Below are 17,482 nucleotides of genomic sequence, written 5' to 3'. Positions count from 1 at the left end.
CCGGTGCGGTCCTCGCCGACCGCACCGGCTTCTTATTGCGTTGTCCTCGTGCAACGGCACTCCTAGCATTCGGCTGATGACTGACGATCCGTACGGCGACGAGCAGCTGGTGGGGTTGTACGACCTGGACAACCCGGCCGGAGACGACCATGCCTACTACCGCGCACTGGCCGACGGTGCTCGCAAGGTGGTGGACTTCGGCTGCGGGACCGGGCTGCTCACGCGGTCGCTGGTCGCACCTGGGCGAGTGGTGATCGGGGTCGATCCGAGCCCGACGATGCTCGGGTACGCGCGTCGTCAGCCGGGTGCTGACGCGGTCACCTGGATCGACGGGGACTTCCTCGCCGTCGAGCCCGCCGGCGACGCCGACCTCGTCATCAGCAGCGGCAACACGCTGATGCACATCGACAACCAGGCCGAGGTTTTCAAGCGACTGGCCGGCGCGCTTCGGCCCGGCGGCGTGATCAGTTTCGAGTCTCGCAACCCGGCGGCTCGGGCCTGGGAGCAGTGGACCCGCGAGGCGACGTACGGCGAACGGGACACCCCGGCCGGTCATCTTCGCGAGTGGCTCGACTTGATCGAGGTCGCCGACGGCCGGGTCATCTTCGATGCGCACAATGTCTTCCCCGACGGCCACGATGCCGTCTATCGCAACACCTTGTACTTCCGCTCCGCCGAGGAGATCACGGCCGACCTGGATGCCGCCGGTTTCGCTGACGTGACGGTTGACGGCGGCTGGCACGGCGAGCCGGCGGGCTCGCGGCTGATGGTCTTTCGCGCCGTCGTAGGCTGAGGGCACCGCGACTGGCGAAGGTGGGTCACCACCAGGGAGCGAAGAACAAGGCGTCGTCCGCCTGGGCGCCTCCGATCGATTCGGAGGTCCCGATGCGTTATGGCATGAATCCGCATCAGTCAGCGACGATGACAGTGCTCGGCGACCGTGCCCCGTTCACGGTGGTTTCGGGCGCGCCGTCGTACATCAATGTGCTGGATGCGCTGACTGGGTGGCAGTTGGTGCTGGAAGCTGCGCGGACGTTCGGTACGCCGGCTGCTGCGTCGTACAAGCATGTGTCGCCGGCCGGTGCGGCTCTTGGTGAGACTGTGACCGAGGCTTATGGACGAGCGCGGGATGCGGATCCGAAGTCGTCGTACGGCGACTTCGTGGCGGTCTCGCATCCGGTGGACCTGGAGCTTGCCGGCGTGCTGAAGCGGGTGGTGTCGGACGGGATCATCGCGCCTGGGTACGACGAGGGTGTGGTGGAGATCCTGGCGGCGAAGAAGCGCGGGACGTACCTGGTGCTGGAGGCTGATGCGGACTTCGAGCCGCCTGCTCTCGAGGTCCGTGAGCTGTACGGACTGCGGTTGACGCAGGAGCGTGATGCGCTGCCGCTGACCCGCGAGCTGCTCGACGAGGCTGTGCCGGACGACGCGGCCCGCGACCTGCTGCTGGGGTTGATCGTCGCCCGCTACACCCAGTCCAACACCGTCGTACTGGTGAAGGACGGGATGGCGATCGGCATCGGCGCCGGCCAGCAGTCGCGGGTCGACTGCACCCGACTGGCCGGCGAGAAGGCCGCGCTGTGGTGGTCCCGCCGGTCTGATGAACCGCTGACCGGCGTCGCAATGGTCTCCGACGGCGCCTTGCCTTTCGTGGACAACGTCGAGGAGGCTCACCGGTACGGCGTCGCGCACATCGCCGAGCCCGGAGGGTCGATCCGCTCCCCCGAGGTCGCCGCCGCCTGCGCCGAACTCGGCATCACCTGGTCACCAACCGACGTACGCCTCTTCAGACACTGAGCAAGTAGTCCCCCGAGGCAACAGCTTTGCGGACCTCGGCCGCCGTCTCCGCGGGATCGAGCAACGACGTGTCGATCGCGTGGTGCTCGAGCGGCCCGAGGTCCGCGAACGCCCCATGCAACCCGTTGATCGCCTCCGCGTCCGTCAACTCACCTTCACCGCGTGCCTGCCCGCGTTCGAGGGTCGTCGCAAGATCCGGCCGGAGGACGACGTACGACATCTTCCAGTCGCCGGCCGCTGCGCGAAACGGCTGGAGAAACCACGGCCCGATGATCCCGTCCACCACCACGTCGTACCCACCGCGCGCGTAGACGCCAACGGCCGCGATGATCGCGTCGACGACCACCTCGTTCTGCCGCTCCGACTCAGGCAGGTACGGCGCGATGAAGCCGGTCCGGATCGCCCGATAGAACTCGTCGGTCGTCACATGCACCGTCGGCCGCGCCGCGTCGGTGGCAACCAGCCTGGCCACGGTCGTCTTACCTGACCCGGACGACCCGGTCAGCAGAAGCACATCACTCATGCCGCCCGACGGTAACCAACCGAGCCCTTGAACTACAGCCTTTTTCAGCCGCCGGCGACGCTGGGGAGGATCAGGAGCTCGTCGCCGTCCTGGACCGGCGTGTCCAGGCCGTCGAGGTCGCGGATGTTGTCGTTGCCCAGGTAGATGTTGACGTGCCGGCGGACGGCGCCCTGGTCGTCGGTCAGGCGGCGGCGCAGCGGTGGGTCCAGCGCGGCGAAGGCCTCGGCAACGGTGGTGCCTTCGACCTCGACCCGTTCGGCGCCGGCAGCGAACGGGCGGAGGACGGTTGGCAGGCGGACAGCGATCATCCGACCACCGCGGCACGCACGGTGAGTACGTCGGGGAGGTGGCGGGCGACCTCGGCCCAGCTGTCTCCGCCGTCGGCGCTCGCGTAGACGCAGCCGTCGCGGGTGCCGACGTACACGCCGGCCGGGTCCGCGGTGTCGGTGGTCATCGCGTCCCGCAGGACCGGTACGTAGGACACGTCGGGCAGCCCGGCGGACAACGGCTCCCAGGTCGAGCCGGCGTCCCGGGACCGGTAGACCCGGCACTTCGCCTCGGTCGGGATCCGGTTGCCGTCCGCGATCAGCGGGAATACGTACACGGTCGCGGGCTCGTGTGGGTGCACCACGATCGGGAACCCGAAGTCCGACGGCAGCCCGTCCGCGATCGACTTCCAGATTGCTCCGCCGTCGTCGGAGCGGTAGACGCCGTGGTGGTTCTGCGCGAACATCCGCTCGGGTACGTCGGGATGCCCGGCCAGCTTGTGGACACACTGGCCGAACTCGGGATAAGGGTCGGGAAAGAACGTCGCCTGGATCCCCTGGTTGGCCGGCTTCCACGTCGTGCCGCCGTCGGCCGTCTGGTAGACGCCGCCGGTCGACATCGCCACGCTGACCTGTTCGGCGTCGGTCGGGTGCGGGAGCACGGTGTGCACGGCCTGCCCGCCGAATCCGGCACCCCACTCGGTCCGATGCGGGTGATCCCACAGTCCGCGGACCAGCTCGAAGGTCACTCCCCCGTCGGTCGACTTCCAGAGCGCGGACGGCTGCGACCCGGCGTACACGACGCCCGGCTGCCCGGCCGGGGCCGGCTGGATCTGCCAGACCCGCTCGAGTGAGGCCCCGGCGTCGGCCGGGAACCCGAGCGAGCCCTCCGGCGGCTCGGCCCAGGTCGCGCCGAGGTCGTCGGAGTGGAACACCGCCGGACCCCAGTGCTCACTCGTGCCGCCGACGAACAGGCGAGGCCGGTCGCCACGGGTGTCGATGCCGACGGCGTACACACCCTGCATCTCGAACTCCGGCACCGGCCCGTCCAGCCGCCACTGCGTACGGGCAGCGTCGCTCCGGCCGATCCAGAGCCCCTTCTTGGTCCCGATCAGCAGTACGGCCTCGGACATCGTCGTTCTCCTAGCGTTGTGGACCTGCCACTACGTTGATCAGTGGTTCGCCGGTGGCGTAGCGCTCCAGTTGGGCGCGGACCAGGCGGGCCACCCGCGGCGCGAAGGCCGTCGACGCGCCGCCGCGATGAGGGTTGATCAGTACGTTCGGAGCTGACCACAGTGGATGGCCGGTGGGCAACGGCTCGGGGTCGGTCACGTCGAGGGCGGCGCTGATCCGGCGCGTGCCGAGCTCGGTCAGCAGCGCGTCCGTGTCGACGACGACACCGCGCGCGACATTCACCAGCAGCGCACCGTTCTTCATCCTCGCGAGGAACTTGGCGTCCACCATCCCCCGGGTCTCCGGCGTGGCTGGAGTCAGCACTACGACGACGTCCGCGCGTGGCAGCAAGTCCGGCAGGTCAGCAGTCGGGTGTACGCCGTCGCGCGCCCGCCGCGCGACCCGGATCACCTCGCACTCGAAACCACTCAGCCGACGTTCGAGCGCCTCGCCGATCGCGCCGTATCCGAGGATCAGCACCGTCCGGTCGGCGAGCGAGTCGTCGACCTCGTCGTACGAGCTCGGCCAGATCTCCCGCTCCTGATCGCGGACGGCCCGCGGCAGCCGCCGGTACGACGCCAGGATCAAGGCGACCGCGAGCTCCGCCGTCGACGCGTCGTGCACCCCGCGGGCGTTGCACAAGGTCACGCCCTCGGTGAGTCGCGACTGGACGTGCTCGAACCCGGCCGTCTGCAGCTGCACGACCTTCAGCGCCGGCATCTCGCGGACGACGTCGAACACGTCGCCGCCGCCCATGTAGCTCGGCACGTAGAACTCGACCTCGTCGATCGACGCCGGCCGCTCACCGCCGGAGTAGAACTCCACGTCGGTCCCCTTGGGCAGCCCTCCGAGGAAAGCGTCCGGATCTTCCCACGGCAGCCAAGCCTTCACGTCAGCCATGTGACGAACCTACTATCCCGTGCCGGAAGCGGTGCGTCGTCGTACTCTGGATCGGTGCCTTCGACATCGGATCTAGCGGCGACGCTCGCACACGATCAGGCAGTCGGGCGACTGCGGGAGTCGTACGAGCAGATCCCGCCAGGCGAACCCGTCCGGCTGGCGAAGCGCAGTTCGAACCTCTTCCGCCCACGGGCCGACCTCGACCGCCCGGGCCTGGACGTGTCGAAGCTCACCGGCGTGATCAGCGTGGACCCGGTCGCGCGGACGGCCGACGTACAGGGCATGTGCACGTACGAGGACCTGGTCGCGGCGACGCTCCCGCACGGGCTGACCCCGATGGTCGTGCCGCAGCTCAAGACGATCACGCTCGGCGGCGCCGTGACCGGGCTCGGCATCGAGTCGTCGTCGTTCCGGGCCGGCCTGCCGCACGAGTCGGTGCTCGAGCTCGACATCCTCACCGGCTCCGGTGAGCTGGTCACCGCGACTCCCGACGGCGAGCACGCGGACCTGTTCCGGATGTTCCCGAACTCGTACGGCACCCTCGGGTACGCGACCCGGCTGCGGATCGAGCTCGACAAGATCTCGCCGTACGTCGCCCTCCGCCACGTCCGTCTCGGCCTGGACGAGCTGGCGCCGGCGATCAACGAGATCGTTGCCGGTGGCACGTACAACGGGGAGCCGGTGCACTTCGTCGACGGGGTCGCGTTCAGCCCGACGGAGGCCTACCTGACCCTCGGCCGCAACAGTGACGCCGCGGTCCGGACCAGTGACTACACCGGTCAGCAGATCTACTACCGCTCGATCCAGAACCGGCAGCAGGACTTCCTCACCGCGCACGACTACCTGTGGCGCTGGGACACCGACTGGTTCTGGTGCTCGGCCGCCTTCGGCGCACAGCAGCCAGTGGTACGCCGGTTGTGGCCGAAGCGCTGGCGCCGTAGCGACGTGTTCCACAAGATCGTCGGCTTCGAGAACCGGCACCAGCTCGCGGCCCGTCTCAACCGGCGGCGCGGTCAGCCGGATCGTGAGCGCGTCGTCCAGGACGTGGAGATCCCGGTCAGCCGGCTCGGCGGGTTCCTACGCTGGTTCGACGCGCATGTCGGGATGCGGCCGGTGTGGCTGTGCCCGTTGCGGCTGCGCGGCTCGACCGCCTGGCCGCTGTACCCGCTCGCGCCTGGCGAGACCTATGTGAACGTGGGCTTCTGGGGCACCGTGCCGATCGCTCCCGGCGCCGAGGACGGCGACGTGAACCGGCACATCGAGACGGCCGTGACCGACTTCGGCGGCCACAAGTCGCTGTACTCCGACGCCTACTACGACCGAGACACCTTCGACCGGCTCTACAACGTCCCGGCCCTCGCCGAGGTGAAGAAACGGTACGACCCGAACGCCCGGCTCACCGGGCTCTACGAAAAGGCGGTGACGCGCCGATGACGACGCTCGCGACCCAGGTTTCGATCGCAGACGCACTCACGACAGTGACCCCGAACGGCCTGCCGTTCCGGTTCACGGCGTACGACGGCAGCGCGACCGGCCCGGAGGACTCGCCGATCCACATGCATCTTGCCTCCGAACGTGGTCTGTCCTACGTACTCACCGCGCCCGGCGATCTCGGCCTGGTCCGCGCGTACGTGATGGGTGACCTGGAGATCACCGGCATCCACGAGGGCAACCCGTACGACCTGATGCGGATGATGCTCAACCAGGTGCACTTCGAGCGGCCGACGACCGCGGAGGCGCTGCGGATCGTCCGCGGGCTCGGCTGGAGTCACCTCAAGCCGCCGCCTCCGCCGCCGCAGGAGCACCTGCCGAAATGGCGTCGCACGTTCGAGGGGCTGCGGCACTCGAAGTCACGGGACAAGGCCGCGATCCACCACCACTACGACGTGTCGAACACGTTCTACGAGTGGGTGCTCGGGCCGTCGATGACGTACACCTGCGCGGTTTATCCGACCGCCGATGCCTCGCTGGAGCAGGCGCAGTTCGAGAAGTACGACCTGGTCGCGCGGAAGCTCGACCTCAAGCCGGGGATGCGGCTGCTCGACGTCGGCTGCGGCTGGGGCGGCATGGTCCGGCACGCGGCCCGCGAGTACGGCGTGACCGCGCTGGGCGTCACGTTGTCGGCGGAGCAGGCGGAGTGGGCTTCGGCAGCGATCAAGCGCGAGGGGTTGGAGGACCGGGCCGAGGTGCGGTTCCTGGACTACCGCGACGTACCCGAGCGCGACTTCGACGCGATCAGCTCGATCGGCCTGACCGAGCACATCGGCGTCCGCAACTACCCGTCGTACTTCGGGTTCCTGCTCGACCGCCTCAAGCCCGGCGGCCGGCTGCTCAACCACAGCATCACCCGTCCGGACAACCGCTTCCGGCACACCGGCGCCTTCATCGACCGCTACATCTTCCCCGACGGCGAACTGATCGGCTCCGGCCGCATCATCGCCGAGGCCCAGGACGCCGGCTTCGAGGTCCGCCACGAGGAGAACCTCCGCGAGCACTACGCCCTCACCCTCGCGGCCTGGTCCGACAACCTCGTCGCCCACTGGGACGAGGCCGTCGCCGAAGTAGGCCACCCGATCGCCAAGATCTGGGGCCTCTACCTGGCCGCCTGCCGAGTCGGCTTCGAACGCAACAACACCCAACTCCACCAATTCCTCGCCGTAAAGCTGGACGACGAAGCCAACGCCCACTTCCCCCTCCGCCCAACCTGGATGAGCTGAACCATTCGTTGCCCCGCGGTGTAGTAAGTAAGCAGGGCTAACGGAGGAGATGGGCGTGCGCGGTAGGGCGGCAGTGGCGGTTGCGGCGTTGGCGTTCGTCGCGGGGTGTTCGGAGGCGACGCCTAGTAGTTCTGGGTCGGCGCCGGCTACTTCGGGTACGGCGGTGCCGGCTGGGGCGGTGAAGTTGACGGTGGCGTCGACTGTGGCGACCGGGATCGAGGTGCCTTGGGGGCTTGCGTTCTTGCCGGACAAGAGTGCGTTGGTGGCGGAGCGGGATGCGGGGAAGATCAAGCGGATTGCCGGTGGGCAGGTCTCGGACGTCGGGACGGTGGACGGGGTGAACGCCTCGTCCGAGGGTGGGCTGCTGGGGCTGGCGGTGGATCCGGGGTATCCGGGGAAGCCGTACATCTATGCGTACTTCTCGAGTGGGAAGGACAACCGGATCGCGCGGATCACCTATCAGGACGGGAAGCTGTCCGACCAGCAGGTGATTCTCGACGGGATCCCGGAGGCGGCGATCCACAATGGCGGCCGGCTGCGGTTCGGGCCGGACGGCTATCTGTACGCCGGGACCGGGGACGGCTCGGATCGGCCGAACTCGCAGGATGACAACTCGCTGGGCGGGAAGATCCTGCGGATCACCACCGACGGGAAGGCCGCGCCCGGGAACCCGGACGGCCGGGTGTGGATCACCAAGGGGCACCGCAACGTCCAGGGGCTCGCGTTCGACGGCAGCCAGCTGTACGCCGCGGAGTTCGGGCAGAACACCTGGGACGAGCTGAACGTGATCACCCCCGGCTCGAACTACGGCTGGCCGGCCGCCGAAGGCATTAGTCAGCTGGACGGGATGACGGATCCGATCGCGCAGTGGCACACGACCGACGCGTCGCCGTCGGGGATCGCGTTCGCGCGGGGGTACATCTTCATGGCGTCGTTGCGCGGCCAGCGGCTGTGGGCGATACCAGTTGCCGGAGGCAAGCGAGTCGGTGAGCCGCAGGCGTTCTTCACCAATAAATACGGGCGTTTGCGCACAGTGGAGGTCGCGCCGGACGGTTCGTTGTGGGTGACGACGTCGAACACCGACGGCCGAGGGGACGCGCGCGACGGTGACGACCGCATTCTTCGCGTGACACTGAGCACATCCTGATCCGTCAACCGTTTCAGCCTTGGGGTCGTCTGGTACTTGTGGAGTAAGCCCCGCGACTCGAGGAGGAGATCGGTATGCCGACCGGCCAGACGTCTGGCGTCCCCAGCAGTGTGATCGCAACGGTGAGCAGGTTCGACGATGCTCAGCGGACGGTCGAGTACCTGAGAAGTTACGGGATGGACGCGGCGAGACTGGAGGTCGTCGGCGCCGGGCTCCGACAGGCAAGCAGACGCAGGGCCGTCCCGGTCGTGAGGCTGACCGCGGTCGGCGCGCTGCAGGGTGCGCTGCTCGGCGTACTCGCGGCCGTCTTCATCACCCTGGTCGCCGAGACCACCCTGACCGGCCTCGCGGTCGTGGTCTGGGGCTTCGTGTACGGCGTACTGGTCGGAGCACTCTGGGGTCTGTTCCGCGGCCTCGTCCACAACCGCCCCGAAGCAGTAACCACCGAAACCCTCCCGACCCGCTACGAGGTCCGCTGCCCGGCCGACGAGCTAGCCGTCGCCCAAACCCTCCTCGCAAACACCACCGCCCCAGACGACGGCCGCCTCGCACCACAACCCACAGCGGAGCACAAAGACGCCGCCTGACCGTCTGAGGGGTCAACCCCTCAGCTGGTCGGTTGCGGACCGAGAATCTCGGGTGCCAACCGGCCGTCTCAGGGGTTGACCCCTGAGACGGCCGGTTCGCGCGACGTTAGATGCCTAGCTTTTCGTTGAGGAGTTGGCGGACCTTGGCGGCGTCAGCCTGGCCTCGCATGTCTTTCATGACGGCGCCGATGAGGGCGCCGGCGGCGGCTGGTTTGCCGGAGTTGACCTTTTCGACGACGTCGGGGTTGGCGGCGATCGCTCGGTCGATGGCGTCGAGCAGGGCCGAGTCGTCGGACACCAGGGCCAGGCCGCGCTTCTCGATGATCTCGGCCGGCGTACCTTCACCGGCGAGCAGACCCTCGAACACCTGCCGCGCGAGCTTGTCGTTCAGCGAACCCTCGTCGACCAGCTTCTGCACCTCGGCGACCTCGGCCGGACCGACACCGAGCGCGTCCAGGTCCTGACCGGACTCGTTCGCGGCCCGGGCCAGCTCACCCAGCCACCACTTCTTCGCGGCGGCCGCAGGAACACCGAGCTCGACCGTCGCCACGATCGGCTCCAGCGCGTTGCCGTTGATGACGTCGCGCATCTCGAGATCGGTGAAACCCCACTCCTTCTGCAGCCGAGCCCGCCGTACCGGGGGTGCCTCGGGCAGCGTCGCCCGCAGCTCCTCGACCCACTCGCGCGACGGCGCGACCGGGACCAGGTCGGGCTCGGGGAAGTACCGGTAGTCGTCGGCGTCGGACTTCTCCCGGCCGGAGGTGGTGATGCCGGTGTCCTCGTGCCAGTGCCGGGTCTCCTGGAGAACCTTGCCGCCTGAGTTCAGCACCGCTGCCTGCCGGGTGATCTCGTACGTCACCGCACGCTCGACCGAGCGGAACGAGTTCACGTTCTTGGTCTCGGTCCGCGTGCCCAGCGTCGACGAACCCCGCGGCTTCAGCGACACGTTGGCGTCGCAGCGCAGCGAACCCTGGTCCATCCGCACGTCGGACACCCCGAGCGCGAACAGCAGGTCGCGCAACATGCTCACGTACGCCCGCGCGACCGCGGCAGCCTTGTCCCCCGGGACCTCGATCGTCTTGGTGACGATCTCGATCAGCGGGATGCCGGCCCGGTTGTAGTCGACCAGCGAGTGCGAGGCGCCGTGGATCCGGCCGGTCGCGCCACCGATGTGGGTGGACTTGCCGGTGTCCTCCTCCATGTGCGCGCGCTCGATCTCGATCCGGTACGTCTCGCCGTCGACGACGACCTCGGTCCAGCCGTTGAACGCGATCGGCTCGTCGTACTGCGAGGTCTGGAAGTTCTTCGGCATGTCCGGGTAGAAGTAGTTCTTCCGGGCGAACCGGCACCACTCGGCGATCTCGCAGTTCAGCGCCAGGCCGATCTTGATCGCCGACTCGACGCCGCGCCGATTCACCACCGGCAGCGCGCCGGGCAGACCGAGGCAGACCGGGCAGGTCTGGCTGTTCGGCGGCGCGCCGAACTCGGTCGGGCAGCCGCAGAACATCTTCGACTTGGTGTTCAGCTCGACGTGGACCTCGAGGCCCATCACCGGGTCGTACTGCGCCAACGCGTCGGATATCTCGACAACTGCAGCATCATTCAAAGAGGGTGTCATCGGGTCACCTCAAGTTCCGGAGCCTTGGTCATCAGCACGCCGCCCCACTGCTCAGCCAACGCGCTCTCCAGCGCGGCACCGACCTGGTAGCACAGGTCGTCGCGCATCACCGGCGCCATCACGTGGAAGCCGACCGGCATACCGTCCTCGTCGGCCAGGCCGCACGGGAACGACGCGGCCGCGTTACCGGCCAGGTTGGACGGGATCGTGCAGAGATCGTTCTTGTACATGGCGATCGGGTCGTCGATCCGGTCGCCGATCGCGAACGCGGTCGTCGGCGTGGCCGGCGAGACCAGTACGTCGACCTGCTCGTAGGCCTTGGCGAAGTCACGGGCGATCAGCGTCCGCACCTTCTGCGCCTGGCCGTAGTACGCGTCGTAATACCCGCTCGACAGCGCGTGCGTGCCGAGGATGATGCGTCGCTTCACCTCGGCACCGAAGCCGGCCTCGCGGGTCAGGCTCGTCACCTTCTCCGCGCTGTTCGTGCCGTCGTCGCCGACGCGCAGCCCGTACCGCATGGCGTCGAACTTGGCCAGGTTGGACGAGGCCTCGCTCGGCAGGATCAGGTAGTACGCCGGCAGCGCGTACTCGAAGTGCGGGCAGGAGACCTCGACCACCTCGGCGCCGAGCTTGGTCAGCAGCTCGACCGCCTCGTGGAAGCGCGCCTCGACACCCGGCTGGTACCCCTCGCCGCCGAGCTCCTTCACCACGCCGATCCGCAGACCGGCGACGTCACCGTTGCGCGCGGCCTCGACAACGGCCGGGACCGGTTGGTTGATCGAGGTCGAGTCCATCGGGTCGTAGCCGGCGATCGCCTCGTGCAGCAGGGCCGCGTCGAGGGTCGTCCGCGCACACGGACCAGGCGTGTCCAGCGACGACGCCAGCGCGATCAGCCCGTACCGCGAGGTCCCGCCGTAGGTCGGCTTGACGCCGACCGTCCCGGTGAACGCACCCGGCTGCCGGATCGAGCCGCCGGTGTCGGTGCCGATCGCGAGCGGCGCCTCGTACGCCGAGATGGCCGCGGACGAACCGCCGCCGGAGCCACCCGGGATCCGGGCCAGGTCCCACGGGTTGTGCGTGGTGCCGTACGCCGAGTTCTCGGTGGAGGAGCCCATCGCGAACTCGTCCATGTTGGTCTTGCCGAGGATGACGATCCCGGCCGCCTTCAGCCGCTGCACGACAGTCGAGTCGTACGGCGGCTTCCAGCCCTCGAGGATCTTCGAGCCGGCCGTGGTCGGCACACCCTCCTGGGTGAGCACATCCTTCAGCGCCAGCGGTACGCCGGCCAGCGGGGACAGCTGCTGCCCCGCCGTCCGCTTCTCGTCGACCGCCTTGGCCTGGGCCAGCGCGCCTTCGGTGTCCACGTGCAGGAACGCATGTACGTCGCCGTCGACAGCGGCGATCCGGTCGAGGTGGGCCTGGGTGATCTCCACCGAGCTGGCCTGCCCGGATGTCATCAGCTCCGCGAGCTCGGCCGCGGTCTTCCTGGTGAGGTCGCTCATGTCAGTCCTCCTCCAGGATCCGCGGCACCCGGAAGCGCTGCTCCTCCTGGGCCGGCGCGCCGGAGAGCGCCTGCTCGGGCGTGAGGCACGGGACGTTCTCGTCCGCGCGCATCACGTTGGTCAGGGGCAGGGCGTGCGAGGTCGGCGGGATGTCGTCCGCCGCCACCTGGCTGACCTGCCCGACCAGTCCGATGATCTGGTCGAGCTGCGGCGCAAGGTGGTCGAGCTCGTCGTCGGAGAGCTCGATCCGCGCCAGTCGCGCCAGGTGCGCAACCTCTTCGCGGGTAATCGATGGCATGAACTGATCCAATGAGTGCAGTAACTGGAGGTGCAACACAGAGAGGTTCTCGGTGTTACCCAGGCCATCTTAGGGGGCGATATGACAGCGAAGTTTCCTCGTCCCCCGAAGCTGTGGACAACAGTTCGATGAGATGGGCGCGCGTGTCTTCGCCTACCGCTCTGTAACATGGGCCGCGACAGGGCGTTACACGCATGGTGATCGGCTGGGAGATGATCGTTCGGTGTTCTTGCTGCGCTTGATCATCCCGGACCGGCCCGGTTCGCTGGGCATCGTGGCAACTGCCCTCGGTGAGGTGTCCGCCGACATCCACGCGATCGAGATCGTCGAGCACCGGCGCGAGAACGGCACCGCTGTCGACGACATCGTGGTCGACCTGCCACCTGGCGTGCTGCCCGACCGCCTGGTCTCCGCGTGCAACGGCGTACCCGACGTCGAGGTCATCTGGTTCTCGCGGTACGGCGCCGGCGGCGGCCTGCACATGGACCTCGAAGCGGTCGAGCAGATGACGTCGGCTCCTGCGGACGCGATCGACATCCTGGTCGAGCAGTCGCCGGCCGTGCTGCACGCCGACTGGGCCGCGCTGCTCGACGGCACCGGCAGTGAGGTGAAGGTCGCGCTGGAGACGAGCGCGACGCCGGAGTTCGGCGACGTGGCCGGCGCCTGGCTCCCGATGCAGAAGGCAACGACGCTGGAAGCCCCGGACCACAAGGGCCTCTCGGAATCGGTGCTCGTCGCCGCTCCGCTCGAGTCCGACCGCCGGGTCCTCGTCATCGGCCGCCGCGGCGGGCCCGAGTTCCTCGGCTCCGAGGTAGCCCGGCTCTCCTACCTGGCCTCCCTCGCCGTCACCATCCGCGCCACCGCCTGACGGTTCCAGACGCAGCAAGGCCCCCGCTCGATGACCGAGCGGGGGCCTTGCTTCTGGGTCAGGTGAACTGGAAGTAGGCCAGCACCCAGAGGGCGGCGATGATCAGCAGGACCACGACGCCGACCAGGGCGACGATCAGGATCGCCTGGCTGTTGCTGCCGTTCTTGTCCGGGAGGTCGAACTGGGTGGGACCCCAGGCCCCACCACCGTCGACACGCCGACCAGCCTCGGGCGGCGGACTGACCACCGTGCGCGGCTCCCGCTTCTCCCGGGGGATCTTCATCCAGCCTCCGTACCCGACCTGCTCAGACGTAGAACGACTCGTACGTGATCTCGACCTGTTGCGAGGAGTAGCTGTCCGAGCTGTTCCCTCTGATCTCGACCCGCCAACCGGCGACATATGAAGCGTACGACTTCCCGTCACTGTGCGCCTGGATGTACGACTTCAGCGCCCCGATATCGCCGCTCTTGAGTACGCCGAACGCGTCGTTCAGTGCGGTCGGCAGCGCCTTCTTCACATCCGCGGCGTCGCCGGAGGCGCTGACCTGGATGTCCTTGATGCCTTCGCCGTCGCTGGCGTAGAAGTACACCCGCTGCTGGCCGTACTTGCCGATCTCCTTGGTGCAGGAGCTCGTGCACACGTACTGCTTGGCCTTCAATGCCGCGAGCATCTGCGGCTTGGTGGTCTCGAAGGTCTTCGGCGGTACGTCGAGGGAGTCCTCGCCGGACTTCCCGCCGGACAGCTCGTAGGAGTCACCGTCGTTCTGTAGCTCGAACTCGCCCCAGCTGGTGTCCACGGTCTGCGACTTCTGGCCGGACTTGACCGCGTCCTGGATCTTCTTCACCTGATCGCCGCCGAACGTGTCGTTGCCGACCGCCTGCAGCACCTGGTCGAAAACGACCGCCGCATTGTTGTTGTTGTCGTCGTTCATCGACTCGAACCGGATCGCGATGATCGTGCCGTCCGGCTTGAACTGGAAGACCGCCTCGGCCTGCGCGTTGTCCTCGTACTTGAAGCAGCCGCGGTGTGCGCCCTGGCCGGTGTTGAACAGGTCGCTGCAGCCGAAACCGTTGCCCTGCAGCTTCTCGGTCGCCGCCTTGGCCTGACCGGTCGCGTTGCCGAGCTCGCCGTTCTGGCCGCCGCCCTCGGACGGTTTGCCGGTCGGCTGCTCGGTGGTGGTCGGGTTCGACTCGGGGGTGTCGTCACCGCCGAACTGGTGGATGCCGAGGAAGACCAGCAGCGCGATCACCACGATGCCGATCACACCGCCGCCGATCACGAACGGCAGCTTGTCCTTGCTGATGCCGAACGGGCCCTTGGAGCTGCGCGGACCACCTGGACCACCTGGACCACCCGGCCACTGCGGCCCGGGCTGTCCACCCCGCTGCTGGTGCCAACCGCCCTGCTGCTGACCGGGCTGCTGGGTCTGGGTGCGCTGACCCCACGACTGCTGCTGGTACGGACCCCCCTGCTGCGGAGGCTGCCCCCAACCACCCTGCGGCGCCTGACCAGGCTGCCCAGGCTGGCCCGGCTGCGGACGCCCCGGCTGCGGACCCCAACCACCCTGCTGAGGCGGCTGACCGTGCGGCGGCTGTCCCTGAGGAGGCTGACCGTGCGGACCCTGCGGCTGCTGCGGGCCTGGGCCCCATCCGCCGCCCTGGCCGGGAGGCTGCTGTCCCCAACCACCCTGCTGCGGCGGCTGCTGCCCGCCTGGATGCGGTTGCCCGCCCTGCGGCTGACCACCCTGCTGAGGCGGCTGCCCGCCCTGCGGTGGCTGACCCTGCTGTGGCGGCTGGCCGCCCTGTCCCCCGTGCTGCCCGCCTGGCTGGCCCCCCGGCTGCCCAGGACCCCATGGTCCCTGCGGCGGCGTCGTCATATCTGCTCCTTATGAACCCACGTATCGACGTGCAAAGTTAACAGTCCGACGGCTCAGCCCAGCCGCCGGATCCGTACCTCGGCAAATCGTCAGTCGCCGTCGCTTGACGGGGTGGTCGCAACCGCGGCCGCAGCCTCGGCGCCGTCAGCCAGCAGGACCTCGAAGCCGGCCGCGTCCAGGATCGGTACGCCGAGCTGCACAGCCTTGTCGTACTTCGATCCCGGCGAGTCGCCAACGACCACGAACGACGTCTTCTTCGACACCGAACTCGCGACCTTCCCGCCGCGCCCCACGATCGCCTCGGTCGCCTCGTCCCGGCTGAACCCCTCGACGGTCCCGGTCACCACAACGGACAGCCCAACCAGGGTCTGCGGGAACTCCGGGCCGGTGCGCTCCTCGCGCATCACCACGCCGGACGCCTGCCACTTGTCCACGATCGCCTGGTGCCACGGCACCTGGAACCACTCGATCATCGCCTGCGCGATGGTCGGCCCGACGCCCTCGATCTCGGCCAGCTGCTCCTCGCTCGCGGCCCGGATGTCGTCGATGTTGTCGAACACCTCGGTCAGCGCGGCGGCCGCGGTCGGGCCGACGTGCCGGATCGACAGCGCGACCATTGCCCGCGACAACGGCTTGGCCTTGGCCTCCTCGAGGTTGGCCACTAGCTTGCGCGCGTTCGCCGACAGGGCGCCGGCCTTGGTGGTGAAGAAGTCGCTCTCGGCCAGCTTCTCCTCGGTCAGCGCGAACAGATCGCCCTCGTCGGCGATCAGCCCGCCGCGGATCAGCGCGTCGGCCGCCTTGAACCCGAGACCCTCGATGTCGAACGCCGACCGCCCGGCCAGATAGAACAGCCGCTCCCGCAACTGCCCCTGGCAGTACTGCGAATTCGGGCAGCGGATGTCGACGTCGGACTCCTTGGCCGGCGCCAGCACGGTGTCGCACCACGGACACCGGGTCGGCATCTCCCAAGCAGGCAGGCCCTTCGGACGCAGGTCAACCACGGGCCCCAGGACCTCGGGGATCACGTCACCGGCCTTGCGCAGTACGACGGTGTCGCCCGGGCGAACGTCCTTGCGGGCGACCTCCTTGGCGTTGTGCAGCGTCGCGTACTCGACCGTGGACCCGGCCACCCGGACCGGCTCCATGTGCGCGAAAGGAGTGACCCGACCGGTGCGGCCGACGTTCACCTCGATCTCGATCAGCTTGGTGTTGACCTCTTCCGGCGGGTACTTGTACGCGATCGCCCAGCGCGGGGCGCTCGAGGTCGACCCGAGGGCGCGCTGCAGGTCGACCTCGTCGACCTTGACCACGACGCCGTCGATCTCGTGGTCGACTGAGTGCCGGTTCTCGCCGTAGTACGCGATGAATTCGTTGACCTCGTCGAGCGTGCCGACCCGGCGGGCGCGGTCGCTGACCGGCAGGCCCCAGGCCTTCAACTGCTCGTACGCCTCGGAGAGCCGGCCGATGTGGTGGCCCTCGACCTTGCCGAGGCCGTGCACGACGAACCGCAGCGGGCGGTTGGCCGAGACCCGCGGATCCTTCTGCCGCAGCGATCCAGCCGCGCTGTTGCGCGGGTTGGAGAAGACGTCCTTGCCGGCCTCGACAAGCTGCGCGTTCAGCTCCTCGAAGTCCTCGACCCGGAAGTAGACCTCGCCGCGGACCTCCAGGAAGGACGGGAGGTCCTTGCCCTTCAGCTCGTTCGGGATGCTTTTGATGGTGCGGACGTTCGGCGTGACGTCCTCGCCGGTGCGGCCGTCGCCGCGGGTAGCGCCGGTGACCAGCTTGCCGTTCTCGTAGACGAGGTCGAGGGCGAGGCCGTCGACCTTGAGCTCGCAGATGAACCCGCTGTCGTGGATCTGCTGGAGCGTGACCTCGCGCTCCAGCCGCTTGGCCCAGGCCTCCATCTGCTCGGCCGAGAACGCGTTGCCCAGGCTCTCCATCCGCATCGGGTGCTGGACGGGCGTGAACAGCGTGGAGATCGGTATGCCGACCTTCTGGGTGGGCGAGTCCGGAGTCCGAAGCTCGGGGTACTGCTCCTCGAGACCCTCCAGCTCGTGCATCAGCACGTCGAAGTCCGCGTCCGAGATGATCGGGTTGGCCAGGTAGTACCGCGCCCGGTGGTCGTCGATCTCCTTGCTCAGGTCCGCATGCCGCTCCCGCACCTCAGGCGGCGCAGCGTTCTCCTCCGTACTCATGGACAAAACCTACA

The 17,482-nt window shown here is 68.4% G+C and carries 17 protein-coding genes, 1 pseudogene and 1 riboswitch; of the genes and pseudogenes, 8 read left to right on the top strand and 10 right to left on the bottom strand.

Features of this window, described 5'->3' with window-relative positions; genetic code table 11:
* Positions 1-76: 76 nt before the first annotated feature.
* A complete protein-coding gene (locus EV650_RS38930) occupies positions 77-793 on the top strand; it encodes a class I SAM-dependent methyltransferase (RefSeq protein ID WP_134124251.1) in 717 nt (238 codons plus the stop codon).
* A riboswitch (ZMP/ZTP riboswitch) is annotated at positions 791-867 on the top strand. (Overlaps the previous gene by 3 nt.)
* Positions 865-1,797 (top strand): annotated as a pseudogene (locus EV650_RS38925) (5-aminoimidazole-4-carboxamide ribonucleotide transformylase); the annotation flags it as partial. It overlaps the preceding riboswitch by 3 nt.
* Here EV650_RS38925 and EV650_RS38920 read toward each other — a convergent pair.
* The 4 genes from EV650_RS38920 to EV650_RS38905 are packed head-to-tail and all read right to left on the bottom strand — an operon-like array spanning position 1,787 to position 4,659.
* A complete protein-coding gene (locus EV650_RS38920; RefSeq protein WP_134124249.1) occupies positions 1,787-2,320 on the bottom strand; it encodes a phosphotransferase-like protein in 534 nt (177 codons plus the stop codon). The pseudogene EV650_RS38925 and the gene EV650_RS38920 overlap by 11 nt on opposite strands.
* A 44-nt stretch (positions 2,321-2,364) precedes the next feature.
* Positions 2,365-2,628 carry a MoaD/ThiS family protein gene (locus EV650_RS38915; RefSeq protein ID WP_134124248.1) on the bottom strand — a complete coding sequence of 88 codons (264 nt, stop codon included), beginning with the start codon at positions 2,626-2,628 and terminating at the stop codon, positions 2,365-2,367.
* A complete protein-coding gene (locus EV650_RS38910; RefSeq protein WP_134124247.1) occupies positions 2,625-3,719 on the bottom strand; it encodes a WD40/YVTN/BNR-like repeat-containing protein in 1,095 nt (364 codons plus the stop codon). Before EV650_RS38910 ends, EV650_RS38915 begins: the two co-directional genes overlap by 4 nt.
* Positions 3,720-3,729: 10 nt before the next feature.
* Entirely contained in the window at positions 3,730-4,659 is a 930-nt protein-coding gene (locus EV650_RS38905) for a 2-hydroxyacid dehydrogenase (RefSeq protein ID WP_134124246.1), read from the bottom strand.
* A gap of 54 nt (positions 4,660-4,713) precedes the next feature.
* Here EV650_RS38905 and EV650_RS38900 point away from each other — a divergent pair, with 54 nt between their 5' ends.
* From EV650_RS38900 to EV650_RS38885, 4 genes are all read left to right on the top strand, one after another.
* On the top strand, positions 4,714-6,093 hold the full coding sequence (locus tag EV650_RS38900; protein WP_134124245.1) for an FAD-binding oxidoreductase: 1,380 nt from the start codon (positions 4,714-4,716) through the stop codon (positions 6,091-6,093).
* Positions 6,090-7,376 carry an SAM-dependent methyltransferase gene (locus EV650_RS38895; RefSeq protein ID WP_134124244.1) on the top strand — a complete coding sequence of 429 codons (1,287 nt, stop codon included), beginning with the start codon at positions 6,090-6,092 and terminating at the stop codon, positions 7,374-7,376. Before EV650_RS38900 ends, EV650_RS38895 begins: the two co-directional genes overlap by 4 nt.
* Before the next feature lie 55 nt (positions 7,377-7,431).
* The gene (locus EV650_RS38890) at positions 7,432-8,523 is read left to right on the top strand and encodes a PQQ-dependent sugar dehydrogenase (RefSeq protein WP_439648840.1); all 1,092 of its coding nucleotides are present in this window, start codon (positions 7,432-7,434) and stop codon (positions 8,521-8,523) included.
* 122 nt (positions 8,524-8,645) lie between these two features.
* Positions 8,646-9,110, top strand: a complete 465-nt coding sequence (locus tag EV650_RS38885; RefSeq protein WP_134124242.1) for a hypothetical protein — start codon at positions 8,646-8,648, stop codon at positions 9,108-9,110.
* 106 nt (positions 9,111-9,216) lie between these two features.
* Here the strand turns inward: EV650_RS38885 and gatB are convergent, their stop codons facing one another.
* From gatB to gatC, 3 genes are read right to left on the bottom strand one after another with little or no spacing between them, the layout of a single operon-like run.
* Entirely contained in the window at positions 9,217-10,728 is a 1,512-nt protein-coding gene (gene gatB / locus EV650_RS38880) for an Asp-tRNA(Asn)/Glu-tRNA(Gln) amidotransferase subunit GatB (protein WP_134124241.1), read from the bottom strand.
* Entirely contained in the window at positions 10,725-12,230 is a 1,506-nt protein-coding gene (gatA, locus tag EV650_RS38875; RefSeq protein ID WP_134124240.1) for an Asp-tRNA(Asn)/Glu-tRNA(Gln) amidotransferase subunit GatA, read from the bottom strand. The genes gatB and gatA overlap by 4 nt, the downstream gene beginning before the upstream one ends.
* 1 nt (position 12,231) lies before the next feature.
* A complete protein-coding gene (gene gatC, locus EV650_RS38870; protein ID WP_130448975.1) occupies positions 12,232-12,528 on the bottom strand; it encodes an Asp-tRNA(Asn)/Glu-tRNA(Gln) amidotransferase subunit GatC in 297 nt (98 codons plus the stop codon).
* A gap of 223 nt (positions 12,529-12,751) precedes the next feature.
* On the opposite strand from gatC, the gene EV650_RS38865 reads away from it, so the two are divergent.
* The gene (locus EV650_RS38865; protein WP_134124239.1) at positions 12,752-13,396 is read left to right on the top strand and encodes an amino acid-binding protein; all 645 of its coding nucleotides are present in this window, start codon (positions 12,752-12,754) and stop codon (positions 13,394-13,396) included.
* A gap of 58 nt (positions 13,397-13,454) precedes the next feature.
* Here EV650_RS38865 and EV650_RS38860 read toward each other — a convergent pair whose 3' ends face one another.
* Both EV650_RS38860 and EV650_RS41275 read right to left on the bottom strand, forming a co-directional pair.
* A complete protein-coding gene (locus EV650_RS38860) occupies positions 13,455-13,679 on the bottom strand; it encodes a hypothetical protein (protein WP_134124238.1) in 225 nt (74 codons plus the stop codon).
* Positions 13,680-13,701: 22 nt separating this feature from the next.
* Positions 13,702-14,676, bottom strand: coding sequence for a hypothetical protein (locus EV650_RS41275; protein ID WP_238174760.1), 975 nt, complete (start codon positions 14,674-14,676; stop codon positions 13,702-13,704).
* A gap of 111 nt (positions 14,677-14,787) precedes the next feature.
* On the opposite strand from EV650_RS41275, the gene EV650_RS41270 reads away from it, so the two are divergent.
* The gene (locus tag EV650_RS41270; protein WP_238174759.1) at positions 14,788-15,288 is read left to right on the top strand and encodes a hypothetical protein; all 501 of its coding nucleotides are present in this window, start codon (positions 14,788-14,790) and stop codon (positions 15,286-15,288) included.
* 74 nt (positions 15,289-15,362) lie between these two features.
* Here EV650_RS41270 and ligA read toward each other — a convergent pair whose 3' ends face one another.
* A complete protein-coding gene (ligA, locus tag EV650_RS38850; protein WP_134124236.1) occupies positions 15,363-17,468 on the bottom strand; it encodes an NAD-dependent DNA ligase LigA in 2,106 nt (701 codons plus the stop codon).
* Between the last annotated feature and the right edge of the window lie 14 nt (positions 17,469-17,482).

Origin of the sequence: Kribbella kalugense (assembly GCF_004365875.1) — a bacterium.
GTDB lineage: Bacteria > Actinomycetota > Actinomycetes > Propionibacteriales > Kribbellaceae > Kribbella > Kribbella kalugense.
The sequence above is the reverse complement of the archived record's forward strand: the minus strand, read 5'-3'. Positions and strand labels throughout refer to the sequence as shown.